Annotated in this window: 17 protein-coding genes and 1 pseudogene; all 18 read left to right on the top strand. The window is 65.2% G+C overall.

Going from position 1 to position 21,788, the window contains the following annotated elements:
• The first annotated feature begins 4 nt into the window (after nt 1-4).
• The 18 genes and pseudogenes from HH308_RS17115 (at nt 5) to HH308_RS17030 (ending at nt 21,704) form a co-directional block, all read left to right on the top strand.
• Nucleotides 5-1,681, top strand: a complete 1,677-nt coding sequence (locus HH308_RS17115; RefSeq protein WP_170195444.1) for a class I adenylate-forming enzyme family protein — start codon at nt 5-7, stop codon at nt 1,679-1,681.
• A 95-nt stretch (nt 1,682-1,776) separates the two neighbouring features.
• Nucleotides 1,777-2,415, top strand: coding sequence for a TetR/AcrR family transcriptional regulator (locus HH308_RS17110; protein WP_170195443.1), 639 nt, complete (start codon nt 1,777-1,779; stop codon nt 2,413-2,415).
• Between the two features lie 400 nt (nt 2,416-2,815).
• Entirely contained in the window at nt 2,816-4,477 is a 1,662-nt protein-coding gene (locus HH308_RS17105) for a flavin-containing monooxygenase (RefSeq protein ID WP_170195442.1), read from the top strand.
• A gap of 63 nt (nt 4,478-4,540) precedes the next feature.
• Entirely contained in the window at nt 4,541-5,707 is a 1,167-nt protein-coding gene (locus HH308_RS17100) for an acyl-CoA dehydrogenase family protein (RefSeq protein WP_170195441.1), read from the top strand.
• Between the two features lie 184 nt (nt 5,708-5,891).
• Complete coding sequence (locus HH308_RS17095; RefSeq protein WP_170195440.1) at nt 5,892-6,836, top strand: alpha/beta hydrolase; 945 nt, start codon at nt 5,892-5,894, stop codon at nt 6,834-6,836.
• A 78-nt stretch (nt 6,837-6,914) separates the two neighbouring features.
• Nucleotides 6,915-7,964 (top strand): ferredoxin--NADP reductase, encoded by a 1,050-nt coding sequence (locus tag HH308_RS17090; RefSeq protein ID WP_170195439.1) that lies wholly within the window; start codon nt 6,915-6,917, stop codon nt 7,962-7,964.
• Nucleotides 7,965-8,160: 196 nt separating this feature from the next.
• Complete coding sequence (locus HH308_RS17085; RefSeq protein ID WP_170195438.1) at nt 8,161-8,589, top strand: MaoC family dehydratase; 429 nt, start codon at nt 8,161-8,163, stop codon at nt 8,587-8,589.
• An 81-nt stretch (nt 8,590-8,670) separates the two neighbouring features.
• Nucleotides 8,671-9,429, top strand: coding sequence for a 3-oxoacyl-ACP reductase FabG (fabG, locus tag HH308_RS17080; RefSeq protein WP_170195437.1), 759 nt, complete (start codon nt 8,671-8,673; stop codon nt 9,427-9,429).
• Between the two features lie 53 nt (nt 9,430-9,482).
• Nucleotides 9,483-10,274, top strand: coding sequence for an enoyl-CoA hydratase (locus HH308_RS17075; protein WP_170195436.1), 792 nt, complete (start codon nt 9,483-9,485; stop codon nt 10,272-10,274).
• A 171-nt stretch (nt 10,275-10,445) separates the two neighbouring features.
• A complete protein-coding gene (locus tag HH308_RS17070; RefSeq protein ID WP_170195435.1) occupies nt 10,446-12,011 on the top strand; it encodes a class I adenylate-forming enzyme family protein in 1,566 nt (521 codons plus the stop codon).
• A gap of 9 nt (nt 12,012-12,020) precedes the next feature.
• Complete coding sequence (locus tag HH308_RS17065; protein ID WP_170195434.1) at nt 12,021-13,220, top strand: acyl-CoA dehydrogenase family protein; 1,200 nt, start codon at nt 12,021-12,023, stop codon at nt 13,218-13,220.
• A gap of 9 nt (nt 13,221-13,229) precedes the next feature.
• Entirely contained in the window at nt 13,230-14,432 is a 1,203-nt protein-coding gene (locus HH308_RS17060) for a CaiB/BaiF CoA transferase family protein (RefSeq protein WP_170195433.1), read from the top strand.
• Nucleotides 14,429-15,628 (top strand): pentapeptide repeat-containing protein, encoded by a 1,200-nt coding sequence (locus HH308_RS17055; protein ID WP_170195432.1) that lies wholly within the window; start codon nt 14,429-14,431, stop codon nt 15,626-15,628. The genes HH308_RS17060 and HH308_RS17055 overlap by 4 nt, the downstream gene beginning before the upstream one ends.
• A 13-nt stretch (nt 15,629-15,641) precedes the next feature.
• A complete protein-coding gene (locus HH308_RS17050) occupies nt 15,642-17,189 on the top strand; it encodes a class I adenylate-forming enzyme family protein (protein ID WP_170195431.1) in 1,548 nt (515 codons plus the stop codon).
• 38 nt (nt 17,190-17,227) lie between these two features.
• Nucleotides 17,228-18,462 (top strand): annotated as a pseudogene (locus HH308_RS17045) (acetyl-CoA hydrolase/transferase family protein).
• 200 nt (nt 18,463-18,662) lie between these two features.
• Nucleotides 18,663-19,709 (top strand): Rieske 2Fe-2S domain-containing protein, encoded by a 1,047-nt coding sequence (locus HH308_RS17040; protein ID WP_170195430.1) that lies wholly within the window; start codon nt 18,663-18,665, stop codon nt 19,707-19,709.
• Nucleotides 19,706-20,773, top strand: a complete 1,068-nt coding sequence (locus tag HH308_RS17035; RefSeq protein ID WP_170195429.1) for a phosphotransferase family protein — start codon at nt 19,706-19,708, stop codon at nt 20,771-20,773. Before HH308_RS17040 ends, HH308_RS17035 begins: the two co-directional genes overlap by 4 nt.
• 52 nt (nt 20,774-20,825) lie before the next feature.
• Nucleotides 20,826-21,704: an alpha/beta hydrolase gene (locus HH308_RS17030; protein ID WP_170195428.1), complete on the top strand. Its 879-nt coding sequence runs from the start codon at nt 20,826-20,828 to the stop codon at nt 21,702-21,704.
• The last annotated feature ends 84 nt before the right edge of the window (nt 21,705-21,788 follow it).

Raw genomic sequence — 21,788 nt, 5'->3', positions numbered from 1 at the left:
CGTGATGAGCTGGTATGACGCCAAACCGTGGGAAGCGCACTACGACGCCCTGATGCGTGACTTCCGCGCCGAAACGACGACGATCACCGCGCTGTTCGACGCGGCTGTGCAGACCAATCCGCACGGTGTCGCGATTCGATACTTCGAGGACGAACTGACCTACCGCGACGTCGACACCCTGACCGACGGGATTGCGCAGTATCTGGTTGATTCGGGGTTCGCGGTGGGCGACCGCCTGGCGATCTTCTTGCAGAGCATTCCCCAGTTCGTCCTCTCGGCCGTCGCGGCGTGGAAATCAGGCGGCATCGTGGTGCCGCTCAACCCGATGTACAGCACGCGTGAGCTCGCCGACGCCCTGGCCGCTACCGGCGCCCGCGCGCTGGTGTTCGCCGAACGACAATGGGCGCACTCGGTCGAACAGGCGCTGCGCCGAGTGCAGGTGCCGATCGTGCTCTCTACCAGCGAACTGGATTTTCACGACCAGCGCCGTCGTGTTCCGCCCACGCTGGCCGCGATCGAACGGTGCCCGATCCGGGGCGTAGCGGACCTGCTGGATGTCGCGCGTCGCCGGTCGGGCGGTCGGCGCTCCAGCGTCCCGACCGATCCCGCTGACGTCGCGCTGATCAGCTTTACCTCGGGGACCAGCGGGGCGCCCAAAGGTGCGCTCAATACGCACGCCAACCTGGCCTTTAGCGCGCGACGACTGATCGGATCGGTCGACGTGCCGCGACATCCGGTGATCTTCGCGCTGGCGCCGTTGTTCCACATCACCGGTATGGTCGCCGAACTGGCCGCGACCCTGGCCAGTGCCGGCACACTGATTCTGACCTGCAGGTTTGAGGCGTCGACGGCCATCGACATGATCCGTAGACATCGGCCGCATTACATGGTGGGCCCACCTACCGCTTACATCGCGCTCTTGTCCGTTCCGGGTGTGACCCGTGACGACTTCGGTTCATTCGAAGCCTTGTTCAGCGGCGGAGCGCCGCTGCCGGCGGCGCTGTTGACCGAATTATCCGAGCGATGTGGCACCTATCTGCGCAACGGCTACGGATTGACCGAGACCACGGCCGGATGTGTGACTGTCCCCTCGGGGGTATCAGCGCCAGTCGACCCGGAGACGGGGGTTGTCGCGGTCGGGCTGCCGGTCCCCGGGGCCGATGTACGGATCGTCGACGATCACATGCGCGAACTCCCGCCGGGTACATTCGGCGAGATCGTCGTCGCCGGGCCGATGGTGGTGCCGGGCCATTGGGACAATGCCGACGCCGACGCGGCGTCGTTTCACTCCGGGCGATTCCGAACGGGGGACATCGGCTTCATGGATGGGCAGGGCTGGGTCTACGTCGTCGACCGCAAGAAGGACATCATCATCGCATCGGGATTCAAGGTCATGCCCACCGAAGTCGAAGAAGTCCTGTACGCGCATCCCGCGGTCCGCGAGGCCGCCGTCGTCGGGGTGCCGGACGCCTATCGTGGGGAGACCGTCGAGGCCTTTGTGAGCCTGCGAGTCGACGTCGAGGTCCCCGAACTCGACGCGCACTGTCGGAGCAATCTCGCCGCCTACAAGACGCCCCGTCGAATCCATCTCATGGCGGAGTTGCCGAAAACGACCAGCGGAAAGATTCTCCGTCGCGAATTGCGCTCTCGCAGACGGGACGAACTCATCAACCCGACGTGACAGTACCCGCAACGGGAGAGTTGGGCAGCGGCGAGGCGCTGCGGCCCCAATCAAATATTTGGTAGGCTGACGCACGTCGAGGATCGGAGATCATCATGCCACCCCAGCAACGCGAACGCGCCACGAAGGCGTCCGCCAGGTCCACCGCGTCAGGCGACAAGGGATCGACCCGCAGGCAGGAACTCCTCGCGATAGCGGCGGAGACGTTCGCCGACCTCGGATACTCACGCACCCGGATCCGTGACATCGCTGAGCGGGCGAATATTCACAACGGCAGTCTCTATCATCACTTCCCCGGAAGGGAGGCGATGCTCGATGAGCTCCTGACACCCTATTTCGACGGACTCGTTCCCATGAACGAGCGCATCATCAATGCCGATCTGAGTGCTCGCGACAAGCTCTATCAACTCGTTCGCGAGACCGTCCTGAACGCCGCGCAGTACCGTGCCGAAGTCGCCATCCTGCAGAAGGACTGGGATTATCTGGTGTCGGTGTTCCCCTATGTCTCCCGGGGGATTCAACGCACCGAACGACTGTGGCTCGGCCTCTTCGAAGAAGGCGTGGAGAGTGGAGAATTCCGCGCCGACGTCAATCTGAAAGTCGTGTACCGCACGTATCGCGGAGCGATGTGGGGAGTCAGCCAGTGGTACCGGCCGACCGGGCGGGTGAAGATCGACGAGATCGCCGACGTCCAGGCGACGGTGCTGCTAGCCGGTCTGGTCGCTTCGCCGTAGCTCCTTCGCTGTTGGAGAACGACGGCGAGACGAGTTGCCAACTGTCCCTATGTTTTTGGTGCGCTGAAATCGTCGGCTTACGTGGTTTCGACACGGGCCTGCGCTAACGCTCCAGCCCGGCTCAACCAGCGGAGTGGATGGCGGGTGCCCTCGTTGACGTAACGGTCAACATCGTCGTCGGCGGACCGAAATAGGCTGAAGCGCAACATGATTACGGGTCACGTGCAGAGCATAACCAAGCAAAAATTTGCTTTTTGCGGACCACTGGGTGATACTTGACACACTGCGGGAGCATCATCGTCGGAGCGCCGCCAGCTCGGCACCCGCGGGTGGCGAATCGAAATATCACCACACGCAACGTGTTTGCGTGGCATGCCGGTCACATGAAGGCGAAGTATCTATGTCACAAGAAACAGCTAAGTCGCTCTCGTCGACGTCGGTCGACGCAGTCGTCGTCGGCGCCGGATTCGGTGGTCTGCGGATGGCGTACGAACTCATTCAACGAGGGTTGACGGTCAAGGTCATCGAGGCTGCGGCCGACGTCGGCGGCACCTGGTATTGGAATAGTTATCCCGGGGCGCGCACTGATAGTGAGAGTTGGACCTACGCTTACTCGTTCTCCGAGGAGCTGCAGAACACCTGGGACTGGACCGAGAAGTTTCCCACTCAGCGGGAGGTGTATCGGTATCTCGGCCATGTCGCCGACCTCTTCGACGTCCGTCGCCACATCGACTTCAATACCCGTATCGTCGCGGCGCGGTTCGATGAGGCTCAGGTGTCGTGGACTCTGACCACCGACACCGGACGGCGAATCGAATGCACCTATCTCGTACTCGCGGTGGGATTGCTGTCGCAGCCGTTCACGCCAGAGTTTGACGGGATCGAGGATTTCGCCGGGCAGTGGCACGTCACCGGTCGGTGGCCCCGCGACCACGAGGTCGACTTCGCGGGCAAGCGGGTCGCTGTCATCGGTACCGGTGCCTCCGGAATTCAGGCCATCCCTCTCATCGCGCAGGCCGCAGAGAAGCTGACCGTCTTCCAACGCACCCCGAATTATGTGTTGCCCGCGCGAAACCACTCGTTGGCAGATCTGGAGCGCCAAGGAATTCGGGCCCACTACGACGACATCTGGCAGACCGCGCGGACCCACCCGCTCGGTTATGCCTTCGATCGACCACGGGTATCGGGAAACGACGTGACCGACAGCGAATTCGACGACATCCTGGAGCGGGGTTGGGAGGTCGGCGGATTCAGATTCCTCTACGAAACATTCAACGACACGACAATCGACGAGAACGTCAATGCGCGAGTCTCTGAATTCGTCCGACACAAGATTCGAACCATCGTCACCGATCCCGACACCGCCGAGCTGCTCTGCCCCACCGCCTATCCCATCGGGTCCAAACGCCCTCCCCTCGGACACTTCTACTACGAGACCTTCAATCGCCCGAATGTCGAACTCGTCGATGTCAGCTCCGAACCGATCTCCGCGATCACCCGGGACGGAGTTCGGGTCGGAAGCAGTGAATACCCCGCCGACGTCATCGTCTTCGCAACCGGCTTCGACGCCGCGACGGGCGCCTTCGATCAGATCGACATCCGCGGGCGCGGCGGGCGGACGCTGCGTGAACACTGGTCGGACGGTCCACGAACGCACCTGGGCATCACCATCGACGGATTCCCCAACATGTTCATGATCAGCGGTCCGCAGAGTCCGTTCGGGAATATCCCGGTCGTCATCGAGACCACCGTCGGCTGGATCGCGGACACCGTCGACTACGCGAGGCAATCGGGGATCGCGGCACTGGAACCCACGCAAGCATCGGTGAACGATTGGTGGCAAGTGCTCCAGGATTACGTAAACCGATCACTCATGACGCGGGGGCGTCACTCGTGGTTCTTGGGCGCGAATATCCCGGGAAAGCCGCAGGGTGTCTTATTCTTCTTCGGCGGCGTCGGAAATTACCGGAAACGATGCCGCGCGGTAGCGGAGAATGATTACGCCGAATACCTCACACAATTGTCCGATAGTCCAGAGTCATGGGAACTGGCGCGAAAATAGCGGTCTGCCGCCAACCACGAGAGTGCTCGACCACGGCATGCAGGTATCCAGGAAAGAATTGATATGGACTTCACTCTGACAGACAACCAAGAAGATATCCGGTCCGCCGTGCGCCAATTGGCGGGGAACTTTCCGGACGACTACTGGTCGGCACGCGACACGAACAAGGAGTTTCCCACCGAGTTCTACAATGCGTTCGCCGACGCAGGCTGGCTGGGGATCGCGATTCCCGAAGAGTACGGCGGTGGCGGGTTGGGAATCCTCGAAGCCGCGCTGCTGCTGGAAGAGGTTGCCGCTTCGGGAGCAGGCATGAACGGCTGCAGCACCATGCATCTGACGATCTTCGGACTGAACACGATCGTCAAGCACGGCAGCGAGGAACTGCGCAAGGAGGTCCTGCCCCGGGCCGTCGACGGATCGTTGCACGTGTGCTTCGGCGTGACCGAGCCCGACGCCGGGACCGATACGACCCGAGTATCGACATTCGCTCGCCGCGACGGCGACGATTTCGTGATCACCGGGCGCAAGGTGTGGATCACCAAAGCGGGGCAATCGCAGAAGATGGTCCTGATCGCCCGCACCACACCGCGAGACGAGGTCGCCAAGCGAACCGAGGGAATGTCGCTGTTTCTGATCGACATCGAGTCGACACACGTCCATCTGCGCCCGATCCCCAAGCTCGGTCGCAACGCGGTCCAATCCTACGAAGTGCTGATCGACGAACTGCGAGTGCCGAGTTCAGCATTGGTCGGGCAGGAGGGCAGCGGATTCCGGTATCTGCTCGACGGCTTGAATCCCGAGCGGATCCTGCTCGCACACGAGGCGCTCGGCATCGGGCGCGCAGCCCTGCGCCGGGCCGTGCGATACGGCAAGGACCGCGTTGTGTTCGGCCGGCCCATCGCTCAAAACCAGGGCATCGCCTTCCCCCTCGCCGAAGCCGCCACTCGACTCGATGCCGCCGAGTTGATGGCTCGTAACGCCGCGTGGCGATACGACAACGGACTGTCGTGCGGCAAAGAGGCGAATATGGCCAAATGGCTGTGTGCCGAGGCAGGATTCTTCGCCGCCGATCGCGCGATACAAACACATGGCGGGATGGGATATGCCCAGGAATATCATGTCGAGCGATATTTCCGAGAATCTCGCCTGCTTCGATTGGCGCCGATCAGCCAAGAAATGATACTCAACTATGTTTCCGAACACGTTCTGGGGTTGCCGCGCTCTTACTGATTAATTTGTTCGACCCACCCGTCGTTTGAATAATAGAGAGAGGAACGCATTGAAGACAAGTAACATCCCGGTCAGGACGAGACAGAATGGAGCGGCCTTCACCGCGATGGTCGCAGCCGCACTTCTGGTGCTGTCGGCGATACTCGGTGTGGGCGCCGCAGGTGCGTCTCGCGCAGGCGGTTGCGTGCCGAGCACGACCCGGGTGGCACTGGCTCCGGGGACCCCGGCCGACTACCAGGTGTACGGAGAACTGTGCTCACCGGCGGGTGGCGGCATGGACAGGCCGGTCCAACTGCTGCTGGCCGGCGGAACCTACAACCACGCCTACTGGGATCTGCCGTACCGGCCGGACACCTACTCCTATGTGCGGACCATGAACGAACATGGTTATCGGACGTTTAACATCGACCGGATCGGCACCGGCCGGAGTTCTCATCCGCCCGGCGTACGCGTCGACGTCACCGTCAACGCCTACGTCGTTCACCAACTCGTGCGGGCACTGCGTACCGGCGCTATCGCCGGTCTCACCGGAGCGGCACACAGAGTCGTTCTCGTCGGACATTCGCTCGGCACCATTACCGCGATGCTCGAAACCGCGACCTATCACGACACCGACGGCCTCATCGCCACAGGTATTCAGCACAAGCTCAATCCGAGCGGGCTACCCGAATTCCGTTCGGTGGTGTATCCGGCGAAGCTCGATCCGCGCTTCGCCAACCGCGACGAGGCGTATTTCACCTCGATCCCCGGAACTCGCGGAAGCGCACTGTTCTACAACGCTCCAGACACTGATCCAGGCGTGCCGGTGGCTGACGCGAAATATGCTGAAGACACCACCACCGCCGGTGAACTCGCACAGTTCCCGCTCATCCTGTTCAACGGAACATCAAACCGCATTTCCGGTCCGGTTCTCGACGTGTCCGGGCAATTCGACAATATCTTCTGCGGTCCGCTCGGATCGGATTGCCGGAACAGTCAGTCGTTGCTTCGGCAAGAGAAGTCCGCCTACCCGAACGCAGTTCTGGAGACCTATGTGCTGAAAGACTCGGGCCACTGCCTGAACATGCAGCGCAATACCCAGGACTGGTATCGGGTGGCGATCTCCTGGCTCAAGCGCATATTTCCGTGATCATGCGTGCGCCTGGCCGCGCCGATATCCGGCCAGGCGCACGCCCCCCAACTCCCTACCGTCAGAACAGGGGCTTCCATGTCGCCAGCAGACCCACCGACCGCGTCGCGGGGTGTTCTTCTCGACGTCAGCAACGTGATCGCGGAAACCGCGGACGCCTGCTCGGTGGAATTCGATGTCCCCGCGGCCGATCGTCACAGGTTCTCCTATGCGCCGGGCCAGTTCCTGACGCTGCGCGTCCCCAGTGACCAGACCGGATCGGTCGCCCGCTGCTACTCACTGGCCAGCTCGCCGATCACCGACAGTCAACCGAAGATCACGGTCAAACGCACGAACGGCGGGTACGCGTCGAACTGGATCTGCGATCACGTCCGCATCGGGGATCGGATCGAGGCGCTGGTACCCGCCGGTGCCTTCACGCCGACCGACCTCGACGAGGATGTGCTGCTCATCGCGGGCGGCAGCGGCATCACACCGGTGATGTCCATCCTCAAATCGGTGCTCGCCCGCGGCACCGCCCACGTCACGTTGCTCTATGCCAACAGAGACGGCGAGTCGATCATCTTCCAGCGCGAGCTCCGCGAACTCCAAGCCGAACACAGCGCGCGGCTGACTGCGGTTCACTGGCTCGAGTCGGTCCAAGGCCGCCCGAGCGCCACTCAGCTCACCGGCCTGCTCGCGCCGTACGTCGACCGTAGGTCATTCGTCTGCGGCCCGGCGCCCTTTATGGCCGCCGTTCGTGCAGCGCTGACAGCTTTGTCGGTGCCCCGCAACCGAATACACGTCGAAGCCTTCAACTCCCTCACGGGTGATCCGTTCACGTCGGCCGCGACAGTCGACGACGAGGGCGACGAATCCGGAGCTCAGGTGACCGTCCACCTCGACGGTCAGACTCATCAGCTGCGCTGGCCGCAGCATCGCAGTCTCGTCGACATCATGCTCGCCAACGGCATCGACGTCCCCTATTCGTGTAACGAAGGCGAATGCGGATCATGCTTCTGCAGGGTCCGCGCCGGGTCGGTGACGATGGACACCAGTGCGGCACTCGACGCCGAGGAACTCGCCGACGGCTACATTCTCGGTTGCCAGGCACACCCTGACTCGGACTCGCTGACGATCGAGTTTTGAGTTTCACACGCCGTGCCGGGTCCGCCGTGGCGCGACGTACGCAGCGTAACTCGTTGGACCACAACACTATCGAAATCAGTACCGCCTCCCGCCCGCCATTGCCAACCGAAAATTTGCTTGGTATGTTGCGAAGGTCGATCCGGCGCTCGCCGACGGCGGCCATCCGGGCGGGACCCGGAGATGAAAGAAGCACATCATGCGCGAATTCGCCACCATCGACGAGCTTGCCTCGTATGAGGGTCACCTCGGCTACAGCGAATGGCACACCATCGACCAGGAACGCGTCGATGGGTTCGGCCGGATCACCGCCGACGAACAGTGGATCCACGTCGATCCGGTCCGCGCGGCCGACGGCCCATTCGGAACCACCATCGCCCACGGGTATCTGACCCTGTCGATGATCCCCGCGATGACCCGGGAGATCTATTCACTCAATGGGGTGCGGATGGGAGTCAACTACGGACTCAACAAGGTCCGCTTCGTCGCCCCGGTCGTCGTCGGTTCCCGAATCCGGGCGGGCGCCGAAGTCCAGGAGGTGACCGAGGTGAGCGAGAACTGCACGCAGATCACCTTGCTGGTACGCATCGAATGCGACGGCGTCGCCAAGCCTGCCTGCATCGCCTAAACCGTCGGCCGGTTCTATCGCTGAGCCCGGCGACGCCGCGCCGCATCCAACTCACGCAACCGCACAAGAAATGAGAAACACATGCAGGGATTCACCAATCGAGTCGCCGTGGTCACCGGAAGCGCCCGCGGGATCGGCGCGGCGACCGCTGAACGACTCGCCGCGCAGGGAGCCCATGTCGCGATCATCGATCTCGCCGAGGATGCCGCCCGCGCCGAGGCGCAGAAGATCTCCGACGCGGGCGGAACGGCTCGGGGGTACGCGTGCGACGTCACCCTCACCTCCGATGTCGAAGACACGATCGCCGAGATCGCGGCCGACTTCGGCGGCCTCGACATCGTCGTCAACAACGCCGGCATCAACCGCGACAACCTCGTTCACAAGATGACCGACGAGGACTGGGACGTCGCCCTGAACGTCAACCTCAAGAGCGCGTTCTTGATGAGCCGCGCCGCACAACGTCACATGGTGCCCGCGAAGTACGGCCGCATCGTGAATCTGAGTAGCACCGCTGCCCGCGGGAATCGCGGCCAGGTCAACTATTCCGCGGCGAAGGCAGGCGTCCAGGGTCTCACCGCGACGCTGGCGATGGAACTCGGCCCGTACGGAATCAACGTGAACGCGGTCGCACCGGGGTGGGTGTCCACGCCGATGACAGCCGCGTCGGCGCGCCGCGTCGGAGCCGAGCCCGAACAGCTCGAACAGAAGGTCGCCGGTGAGACTCCATTGCGCCGCGTCGCCCAGCCCGACGACATCGCCGCCGTGGTCACCTTCCTCGCGAGTGACGACGCCCGACATGTCACCGGCCAAACGATCTACGTCAACGGCGGCCGCCGGTAGCCGCATTACCCATTCGCCAGGAGACCCATTCACCCGACGACAAGGGAGCACTCATGTCAGACACCGTCCTCCTCGAACGACGAGGCCCGCTCGGGCTCATCACACTCAACAGACCCGACCGACTCAACGCCGTCAACCCCGAACTGCTCGACGCGATGCTCGGCGTGCTGGAAGCGGTGGCCGACGACGAAGCCGTTCGGGTGGTCGTCGTCACCGGTGCGGGCAAGGCCTTCTGCGCGGGCGGCGACCTGGCCGGAATCGCCAACCGCGCTGCTTGCGACACCGGCGCGAACTCGCGGATCAGTGTGTTGCGCAAGAGGATGCGCACCACCCAACTCCTGCACGAGATGCCGAAGCCGACGATCGCGATGATCAACGGAGCCTGTGCGGGAGCGGGGCTCGCCTGGGCATGCGCGGCGGATCTGCGCTACTGCGCGGACTCCGCAAAGTTCAACACGGCCTTCCTGACCGCCGGGTTGTCCGGCGACTTCGGTGGCTCATGGACGCTGCCGCGCATCGTCGGGCCGGCCCGAGCGCGGGAACTCTACCTGTTGCCCGGGCGGTTCGACGCCGCCGAGGCGCTCCGGATCGGCTTGGTCAACGGGACCGTCCCCGCCGCCGAACTGGAAGCGACCGTCCTGTCCGTCGCCGAGCGGCTCGCGGCCTCGGCGCCCCGCGCGCTGCGCGGAATCAAGGCCAACCTCAACGACTCGCTGCACCTGAGTCTGTCCGACCAACTCGATCGGGAAGCGCAGCGCCACGTCCATTGTCAGGCGGGCAATGACACCGCGGAGGCCGCAGCAGCCTTCATCGAGAAACGCGTCCCGGTCTTCACCGATCGTTGATGCGTCCCGTTTCGCGGGCAATCGCCGTCGACAATCACCAACCAAAATCTTGCTTGGGTGAGGATTGTGTGACAGGCTTCACAACAAGACGATTCCGGCTCGGTGCGCTCGCAGGGCCGCCGACGCGCATCGACAACTCACTCAGAAGAACACGAAAGGTCATGTGGCACAATGCAGATCGGCGACCTGCTGCGAAAGAGCAGCGAACAATATCGAGACCTCGACGCGGTTGTGTACGAGGGCAGGCGACTGACGTTCAAAGAACTTTACGAACGTTCATGCCGACTGGCCGCCGCGCTCGTCGACATGGGACTCAAACCGGGGGATCGAGTCGCCACGCTCGGGGACAATCAGTTCGAATCCGTCGAGGAGATATGCGCGCTGGCGCTGGCGGGGTTGGTCAGATCGCCGATGTACACCCAGAACACCGCCGACACCCACGTGTACATGCTCAACCTGACCGGCGCGAAAGCGCTCATCATCCAGGACACCCATCTCGCCGAGGTATCGGGACGGCTCGACGAGGCCGAGTCGGTCGAGCACGTCATCGTGCACGGTCAGGCCACCGGTGACGCGCTCAGTTACGACGCGGTCTTGGCCGAGTCCTCCGGTATCGATCCCGAGGTCGTCGTCGACGTGGACGACACTCACATCCTGCGATTCTCCGCCGGTACCACCGGCCGGCCCAAAGCCATCGCCCACTCCTGGCGGGGATGGGCGGCCGCGGGCAACGAGGTGGCCTTCTTCTTGCCGCGGATCGAGGCAGGCGACGCGCAGCTGGTGGCTGGCCCGCTGTCGCATATGTCATGCCTGCTCGTCTGGCCGATGATCGCCCATGGCGCATGCCAGGTGGTGATGCCGAAATTCGACGTCGGCAACGCTCTCGACCTCATCGAGCGGGAGAAATGCGGATACGCGATCGTGGTCCCCACCATGATCCAGATGATGGTCACCGATCCGTCGGCCGGCACGCGTGACCTGTCGAGTCTCAAGGGTGTCCTCTACGGTGCGTCGCCGATCGCCGAGCGCACTCTCGTCGAGGCCCAGAAGCTGTGGGGCAACGTGATGTACCAGCTCTATGGTCAGTCCGAATGCGTTCCGGCTGCTGCGCTGCCGCCCCGCTATCACGTCGTGGATGGAACCCCGCGCGAGCGCCACTGGCTGCGTTCGGCGGGCCGGCCTGCCGCAAACTCCTTCGTCAAGATCCTTGACGACGATGGAAACCGCTGTCCGACAGGCGAACTCGGAGAGATTGTGATCGCGGCACCGGGCGTGATGCAGGGCATCTGGGGAGATCCCGCGGCGACCGCAGAACGAATGATCGACGGACGCTGGGTCCGCACCCGCGACATCGGCTACATCGACGACGACGGCTTCCTCTACATCGCCGACCGCAAGGAGGATCTGATCATCTCCGGCGGGTTCAACGTCTGGCCGGCCGAGGTAGAAAACGCGCTCTACAGCCACCCCGCTGTGCTGGAGGCCGCGGTCATCGGCGTCCCCGACGATCGATGGGGGGAGACGGTGCGCGCCGTCGTCGTACTCCGCGATAGAACCGAGGCAACCGAGGACGAGCTCATCGACTTCTGTCGCAGCATCGTCGGGTCGGTCAAGAAGCCGACCAGCGTCATCTTCCGATCCGAACCGCTGCCCAAGAGCAGCGTCGGGAAGCTGCTTCGACGTGCCGTCCGCCAGGAGTATTGGCGCGACGCCGACCGACAGATCTCCGGAGCGTAGGGGCCGACGATGGACTTCGAATTGTCGCCGACCGCACGGGACTATCTGGCACGCCTCAACGACTTCATGGACGAATACGTCTATCCCGCCGAGGACGACTATGCGTCGTGGCGCATGGAACAGGGCCACAACGATCACCGACTGCCGCCGATCGTCGAGTCGCTGAAGAAGCAGGCACGCGCGCAGGGCTTGTGGAATCTGTTCCTCCCCGACGTATCGGGCTTGTCGGTGCTGGACTACGCACCCCTCGCCGAGGTCACCGGCCGCTCGCCGGATATCGCCCCGGAAGCTCTCAATTGCGCGGCCCCCGACACCGGGAACATGGAGATCCTGCATCTGTTCGGCACCGGCGAGCAAAAACACCGGTGGCTGCGGCCGTTGCTCGACGGCGACATCCGGTCGGCATTCGCCATGACCGAACCCGACGTCGCCTCGTCGGATGCGAACAACATCGCGACGACGATCCGCCGCGACGGCGACGACTATGTGATCGACGGGCACAAATGGTGGACCTCGGGGATAGCCGACCCCAACTGCGCGGTGCTGCTGGTCCTGGGAAAGAGCAATCCCGACGGACCCCGACACCGCCAGCACTCGTTGATCCTCGTCCCCGCAGACACTCCGGGGATCCGCGTGGTCCGTGACCTCCCGATCTTCGGCTACCACGACCAGCACGGCCACGGCGAAGTCTATTTCGACGAGGTCCGGGTGCCCGCCGCCAACCTGCTCGGCGGCGAAGGCGACGGATTCGCCCTGGCCCAGGGGCGCCTTGGTCCCGGCCGCATCCACCATTGCATGCGAGTCATCGGGATGGCCGAGCGTGCGCTCGAACTCGCCTGCCGCAGAGCCCACGCCCGCATCGCCTTCGGAAAGCCGATGGCCGAGTTGGGCGCCGCGCAACATCAGATCGCCGAATGCCGACTGGCGATCGACCAGGCCAGACACCTTGTGCTGCACGCCGCCTGGAAGATCGACAAATATGGTGCCAAGCATGCGCGCGGGGACATCTCGGCGGTGAAGATCGTCGCGCCGCGCGTCGCCTGCGACGTCATCGACCGCGCCATCCAGATTCACGGCGGCAAGGGAGTCACCGACGACACCCCGCTGGCCGGTCTCTACGCCCGCGCCCGCGCAATGCGGATCTTCGACGGACCCGACGACGTACACCTGAGGTCGGTCGCGAAGAACGAACTGGCCAAATACAGCTGAGGCATTGACATGACATCTGACCTACCGTCACCGCTGGCCGGACTGCGCGTCGTCGATCTGTCCCGGGTGCTCGCCGGACCCTATGTGGGGCGAATCATGGCCGACCTGGGCGCCGACGTCGTGAAGGTCGAAGCGCCCGACGGCGATCAGTCGCGCCACTTCGGTGCGACTCGCGCGGGCCTGAGCGGCTTCTACACCCAATTCAATGTCGGCAAACGCAACGTGTGCATCGATCTGCGGACCGCGCAGGGTGTCGAGGTGCTGCTCGATCTCATCGACCGGGCCGACGTGGTGATCGAGAACTTCCGCCCCGGCGTGATGGCCCGACTAGGACTGGCTCCCGACACTCTACTGGCCCGCAGGCCGTCCCTCGTCGTGCTGTCGATCTCGGGATTCGGCCAGACGGGCGCTGACTCACCGCGCCCAGCCTATGCGTCGGTGGTACACGCCGAGGCGGGCCTGATGGCACGCCAGGCCACCTTGGACGACAGCGATCCGACCGATCTCGCGCTGGCCGTCGGCGACTACAACGCGGCCCTGCACGGCGCCATCGCGGTGCTGGCCGCGGTCCGGCTGGCCGAGGCGACGGGCACCGGTCAGCACATCGACATGAGCATGTTCGACGCCATGGTCGCCACCGACGACTACGCGCACAACTACCTCGACGGGTATTCCGCTGCGCGGGTCGGCGGCGAGATCTGGTCTGCGCCAGGCGGACCCATCATCATCGCCAGCGTGTTGTACAACACCTGGGGCAGGCTGCGCCGGACCTTCGACCTCGCCGACGGACTCGCCCCCGACACGCCGGTCGCGGAGAAGATCGCGACCCGACGGCGACTGGTGCAGGAATGGCTCCTGGCGTTCGACGACCGGGCCGACGCGTGTGCCGCACTGGATGCCGCCAACCTCGTGTGGGCCGACATCCGCTCGCCCGGCGATGCGCTGACCAGCCCCCTGGCGTATTCGCGCGCGGTGGCAGTCGACGTCGACGGACGCGACGGCGCGACGCGTCGCGTGACCAACACGCCGTACAAGTTCTCCGCCGCACGGTCGGGTCCGCGTGGGCCCGCGCCGTATCGGGGCGAACACAACCAGCAAGTCCTCGCCGAGTGGCTGGGCCTGCCCGGCGCGCGAGCAGGCGAGCTGAGTGACCGCATGGTCCTCCAGGAGGAAGATCATGCGGCCGCGCAACGTCGGGAGTACGCGCGATGAGCACCCCCGTGTCGGGAGTTGACCTGGAGTACCGCGAATTCGATGGTGTCGATCTGCGCGGAACGGATCTCCAGTCGGCGCGGATGCGTGGCACCCGGTTGCAGGACGTCGATCTGCGGGGCGCCGATCTTCGTGGCGCGGACCTGCGCGGGGCCTTGGCGATGTGGTCGTCGACCTGTATTCGCGGCGCGCGGTTGGACGGCTGCGATTTACGCGACGCCGACTTCTCCGGCGTCGACGCCCGAGAAGTCAGCCTCGAGGGTGCCAATCTCGAAGGGTCTCGGTGGGACGGTGCCGACCTGCGCGGTGCGCGACTGTCGCGGGCCCGGTTCGGATGGCAGTCGATCTGGCTCGCCGATCTGGCCGCCGGCCGCGATCGTCGACAACCGGCATCCTTCGACGACGCCCTACTGGTCGAAGCGACGCTGACCGAGGCGCATCTTCCCGGAGTGAGTATGCGCCGCGCCGATCTTCGGTCGGTCAGTGCGGCGCGGGCCGTCCTCACCGGCGCCCAACTGTGTGGGGCGAATCTACGCGACGCCGACCTGGACGGAGCCGACCTGTGCGAAGCGGACCTGCGCGACGCCGCGTTGTCGTCGGCGCGACTTCGCGGCGCGGCACTACTCGGCGCGCGGCTGTTCGGCACGGAACTGACGGGCGCCGCACTCGATGAGGCCCGACTGGGTCAGACGGCCGTCCACGCAATCGATTCGGCCGACATGTCGGTTCGCGACATCACACACCTGGCCCCCAATTTCACCGACGACACCGTCCCGCCGCCGATGGCCGGCCCGCAGCCCTGCGGCACCAGTTGCCTGCTCGTCGACGGGACTCCTGGCAGCCGTGCGACCACCAGGGTCGTCGACGGTTTGACGCGGCTCGGCCTCCACCCGTACCCGGTCGCGCCCGATGCGCTGATCAGCCCGGCGGGCCCCATGGTCGCCGTCCGCGCGGCACAGTCGCACCCGATCACGGTCGCGGTGACTCGCCGCAACCGCCGCGACCCGTCGTGGATCCCGGCCCTCCATCGCGCGGCGATCGACACACCGCTCTGGAATCCGCACCTCGTGATCGTCCTCGACTCCGACGACGACGGCCACATCGGAATCCGCGGTTGCACCGGCACCGCGCCCGCCGGCCTCGGCGACGTCGTCGACCGGCTGACCACCGCATTGCGCACCGACGCCGATCACTAGGCAAGGACCCAACATGAAATTCACCGATTACTTCGCCTATCAGGTGCGTATGCGGCCGCAGGATCCGTGTATGACCGACGATTCGCGCGAACTCACCTACCTCGACGCCGACCGGGACTCGACCGCGCTCGCCGCGGCGCTCGGCGATCTACCGCCGCAGAGCAGAGTCGCGGTAGTCGCCGACAACAGCGTCGACTTCCTGCTACTCGACCTTGCGACGACCAAAGCCAACCTCGTCCTCGTCCCGCTCAACACCCGACTCAACCCAGCCGAGTGGGCCCAGCTCATCGACCACGCGGAGGCGCGCATCGTATTCGTGGGTGAGAACTATTGTGCGGCAATGGAAACCGTGCGCACGAGGTTGGAACACGTCGGTTCGTGGGTTGCGCTCGGAGCCGTCGACCGGCCCGGCTGGACGGCCGCAGCGCGACTGACGCCGGGAGCCGCGCGGCCGGACCGTGCCGGCTGTGGCGACGATCACGACATCGATGTGCAGCTCTACACGAGCGGTACGACGGGCCAGCCGAAAGGCGTGCTGCACAGCCACGACTCGATGACGATGAGCATCTCGCAGTGGGCACAGATGGTCGAACCGTGGGACGGCCTGCGCAACGGCCGCAGCTTGGTCGTCGCGCCGCTGTTTCACGGCGCGGCGTTGATCATGTGGCGTACGACGGCCTGTTGGGGTGGCCACGTACAGACACAACCGAGATTCGACGTCGACGCCGTCCTCGACGCCGCGGTGCGCCACCCGATCTCGTGGACTTTCCTCGTACCGTCGATGATCCACGCCTGCCTCGAACGGATCCCCCGGCGCGAGCCCGCGGACTACCGATTCAACCTGATCATGTACGGCGGGTCTCCGATCGCCGAAGTCATCCTGCGCGGCGCGCTGGGCGACCTCGGACGGCATTTCCTGCAGATCTACGGCATGACCGAAAGTCTGCTGACCACCACGCTCACCCCAGCCGACCATGTCCGGGCACTCGACGGGCACCCGGAGTTGCTGCTCGCCGCCGGGCGCCCGGTCGCAGGCGTCGGGCTCGTCATCCATCCCAGCGACGGCGCCCCCGCGGCGCGGACGGTGGGTGAACTCGTCGTGACCTGCCCCAACCCGATGATCGGCTACTCCAAGAACGACGAGGCGACCGCGGCGATCCTGCACGACGGCGGTCTGCACACCGGCGATGCGGGTTTCATCGACGCCGACGGCTATCTGCACCTGTGCGGGCGGATCAAGGACATGATCGTGACCGGCGGCGAGAACGTCTACTCGACCGAGGTCGAAGACGTTCTGCACGCCCACCCCGCCGTCGCCGACGTCGCTGTGATCGGCACGCCCGACCCGAAATGGGGCGAAGTGGTCACCGCGATACTCGTCGCACGCCCCGGCGCCACCATCGACGTTGCCGACGTGGTGAGCTTCTGCCGAGACCGGATCGCCCGCTACAAGGTGCCCAAGCGCATCGAGATCGCCGATCGGCTACCGCGCAACTCGATGGGCAAATTACTCAAACATCAAGTGCGCGAGCGCTATTGCACACCGGTGGCACTCAGTTGACGGCCGGCGGTCACCGACAGCGCAGTCCCGACGCGACGATTGATCTGGCAGCCCACCTGCACCCCGGAGTCGGCGTGTGGTGGGGCCAGGGCGCAGCTGAACCCACTCCGCTGGTGCACGCGCTGCTGGATCAGGCCGATCACCTCGGCCCCATCCACGCGTTCTGCGGATTGAGCTGGGATCGGCGACTGACGACCGAACCTCTCGCCGGGATCTCGCTGCATTCATACGGCGCGCTGGGAGATCTGCGCGCGCAGAGCCGAGCGGGTCGGCTCGACGTGCTGCCCTGTCACTATTCGACCCTGCCGAGACTCTTCGCCGAGCGACGGTTGCCGACCGACGTCGGGTTCGTCCAGGTGTCCCGCCCGGACGTCGACGGCACCTGCTCGATGGGAGTCGGCGCCGACTATGCGGCCGACGCGATCGCACACACGCGCACACTGATCGGGGAGATCAACGATCAGATGCCGGACACCCCGCGGGCGCCCCGAATCCCATTGAGCAGATTCGCCGCGACGATCTCCACCGACCGGCCCCTCCGCACCGCGCCGCAGCGGGCGCCGGACGCGGTAGACATGACGATCGCGCGCAGCGTCGCCGAGCTCGTCTCTGACCGGGAGACCGTTCAGACCGGCGTCGGCCCGCTCCCGGCCGCGGTGCTGGGCGCACTCAGCGACCACCGTGATCTCGGGATTCATTCCGGAATCATCACCACCGAGGTACTGGCCCTGATCAGTCGAGGTGCCGTCACCGGGTGCTTCAAGGGGACCGACGCGGGTCTCGTGGTCGTCGGCTCCGCAGTCGGGTCCCGGGCATTCTACGACGCCATGCCCGACCTGCCCATCGCGGTGCGCCCGACGAGCTATACGCACGCATCGGCGGTGCTGGCGCAACTGGACAACCTGGTGCCGTCAACTCCGCGATCAGCGTCGACCTCTCCGGCCAGGTCAACGCCGAGGTCCGGCAGGGCACCTACATCGGTGCGGTCGGCGGCCAAGTCGACTTCGCCCACGCGGCCGCGACGACCGGCGCACGGTCGATCGTCATCCTGCGCGCGAGCTCGGCGGGATCCTCGAACATCCTGCCCGCGTTGCCGGGCAGCTTGGTGACCACACCGCGTTGCGACGTCGACGTCGTCGTCACCGAGCACGGCGTCGCGTGGCTGCGGGGATGCGGTGCGGCGCAGCGGGCCCGCCGACTCATCGCGATCGCAGCGCCCGAGCACCGCGATGCGTTGACGCGCAGCCTTCGGGCCGGTGCGGCCCAACACTGAGTACCGACCAAAAAATTGCTTGGTTTTGCGGGGATTGTGTCGTAAGCTCAGATGAGGGAAATAGTGCAGGACTTGCTCGCGCGTCTGCGGATGATGTTGCCTGCCAATGAATTTCACCTCCCATCTACCCGATGTCTCGCCACCGAACGGGCTCTCGCCCAGGTAGTTCTCAATCTCCGACCACGTATGAGGTAGTCACCATGACAGTAACCACAGGTACCCAGACCACCGTGCGGCTGGCGGTCGACATCCCGATGGGCTGGTACCAGATCGGCTGGGAGGGTGAGCTGGCCCCAGGCGGTGTGAAACCGCTGACGGTGTTCGGTGAAGACTTCGTTCTCTACCGCGACACGGCAGGCGAGTTTCACCTGATGGCTGCGTACTGCGGCCACATGGGTGCGCACCTGGGGTACGGCGGTGAAGTCAAGGACGACTGCATCGTCTGCCCATACCACGGATGGGCGTGGAACAGCGCCGGCAAGGTCGTCGACGTCCCCTACAGCAGTCGCGTCAACCGTGCGCGGCGACTGAAGACCTTGCCGATTCGAGTCGTCAGCGGCCTCATCTTCGCGTGGTACCACGTCGACGGTGCCGACCCGGTATGGGACGACCCGATGCCCGCGATTGCCGAGCACGGTTCGCCGAACTACTACCCGATCTACCCCCACGCGGTGCGCGAGGAACCGCTCCCGGGCGGCCACCCGCAATTCGTCGTCGAAAACCAGGTCGACGGGGCGCACCTGGTTCACGTCCACAAGTGGGCGGAGTACATCCAACTCGACGGTTACGGGCCGGACGGATACTCGTTCTCCAGCAGGATGCGCGGCACCCTCAACACCAAGCGCGGACCGGTTGGCCAGGCGGTGGAGATCACCGCCTGGGGAGTCGGGATTGTCATCTCCCGACACGGATTCGATTTCGGCACAGCCGATTCCGCCGACGCCGACGCCGACGCCTCGGGTGAAGTCACCACCATCTGCACGACACCCACCAGCCCGGGCAACGCCACCATGCGAATGACCGCCTGGCTGCCCCGCAGCGACGGAGACGAGGGCGACCAGCCGACGGGGACCGCGGCGGTAATGCTGCGCGGCGCGCACCGTGAGGTGTTCGAACGTGACTGGCAGATATGGGAACACATGCGCTACACCCAGCGGCCGGCCTATGCCCGTGAAGAAGGGCGAGCCTTCGCGGAGGTGCGCAATTGGACGGCGAAGTTCTACCCGGCCGCACCGGCGGCGCAATGACTCTGAGCCAGTCCGGCCGGCCGACTCACGACGCCGCGGCACCGGCCGATCCGCCAGGTCTCGATCTGCGCGCGCTCGGCGACTACCTGGCCACTCACCTCACCGACCCGCCGGGATCGTCGCCGGCTGCGGAGCAACTGGTCGGCGGCCGGTCCAACCTCACCTACGTGATCAGCGATTCGGCACGCCGGTGGGTCCTGCGCCGCCCGCCATTGGGCCACGTCCTGGCGACGGCGCACGACGTCGCCCGCGAATACCGCGTGCTCCACGCGCTGGCCGACAGCCCCCTGCCGGTCCCGCGGACATTTCTGCTCTGCACCGACGAACAGATCCTCGGCGCACCGTTCTACCTCATGGAATGGGTCGACGGAATCGCCTACCGCAGCGCCGGACAACTCGACGCCATCGGGACCGAACGCACCCAGGCGGTGGCCTTGCGGATGATCGATCACCTCGCCGACCTGCACAGTCTGCACCCCGGCGAGTTGGGCCTGGCCGACCTCGGCCGCCCCGAAGGGTTTCTGCTCCGCCAAGTACGGCGCTGGCACTCACAACTGCAGGCATCGCGGTCACGCGACCTCGACGGCGTCGACGAACTCTACGATCGATTGCGCGCACGCACCCCCGATCGCACCAGCGCGTCCCTGATCCACGGTGACTACAAACTCGACAATCTCCTATTCACCGACGACGACGAGGTGGCCGCCGTTCTCGACTGGGAGATGTCGACCCTCGGTGACCCCCTGACCGACTTGGCGCTGCTGGTATCGCGCAGCCCCGACCAGAGCGTCGGACACGGTCGGCACAATCCGTTCGATGCGACCTCGGCCCGCGGCTACCCGACATCCACCGACATCGTCGAGCGCTACGCACGACGATGCGACCGAGACCTGGACGAACTCGACTGGTACGTCGCATTGGCCCACTACAAGCGGGCGGCGATCCTGGAGGGCATCTATTACCGTCACCTCCGACAGCAGACGGTCGGGGCCGGCTTCGACACCGCGGGCGATCTCGTGGCGCCCGCCATCGCCGCCGGATTGGCGGCACTTCCCCGGCGCTGAGCCCGGCCATGCCGGCTCGCTCGAACCAGCGATGACATGAAGGACGTGCATCTTGGACGACCATGCGATGCTGACCCGCTACTCGGAAACCTTCGAGTTGCCGCCGGGCGTCGGCCTCCGCGATCTCCTCGCCGCCTTCGAGAGGGTATCCGACGCCAACCCGCCCGCGGTCGCCGCGATCGACGAAATCATTATGGCAGAACGTGTTTCGTGGACGCTGAACGCCGAGATCACCACGCCGATCGGGATGGGTCCACATCCGATCGCGCTCTACATCCACGGCGGAGGCTGGACGACGGGAACACCCCGGGGTTACCGCCGAGTCGCGGCGGAATTCGCGGCGCGCGGCTATCTGGTGGTGGCACCGAACTATCGGCGCGCCCCCAGACATCGTTTTCCGGGCGGGTTCGACGATTGCCGCACCGCGATCGACTGGGTCCTCACCCACGGGCCCGGGCTCGGCGGCGACATCGACCGCATGGTGGTCGTCGGTGATTCCGCGGGCGCCAATCTGGCCGCGGCGGCAGTCGCATGCGGTCAGTGCGCGCAAGCCGCGCGCGCGATCCTCCTCTTCTATGGGATCTTCGACTTCTATCAGGCTTTGCCCGTCATCGGGCCGATCATCGGTGGCCCGACGCGCGACGAGCAGCTGTACCTGCACGTGGACGACTTCGACAGCTTGCGCGCGGACCCGCGGTTGAACCCGATACTCGCCGCCGATCGGCTGCCGCCCGCGTTCTTGGCGGTCGGATCCCGTGATCCCCTGTTGCTGCAGTCGCGCCAGATGGCGGCCGCGATCAGCCGATTGGGCCGATCCGTGGAATCCCACGTCTACGACGCAAGCCCGCACGGCTTCCTCCAGCTACCGTTCACATCATCGTTCACCGCCGGCTACGACGCCGCTGACAGGTTCGCGCGATCCCAGTTCTAGGGCCAATAGGGTCAGTTGACAGCGCTGATGCGGTGATCGGGGCGCTGCCGCTGGCTGGTCGAGTGGCCGTCGTGCGAGGCGCCG

Source organism: Gordonia asplenii, assembly GCF_012933505.1.
Classification (GTDB): Bacteria; Actinomycetota; Actinomycetes; order Mycobacteriales; family Mycobacteriaceae; genus Gordonia; species Gordonia asplenii.
This window is presented reverse-complemented; position numbering and strand designations above follow the sequence as displayed.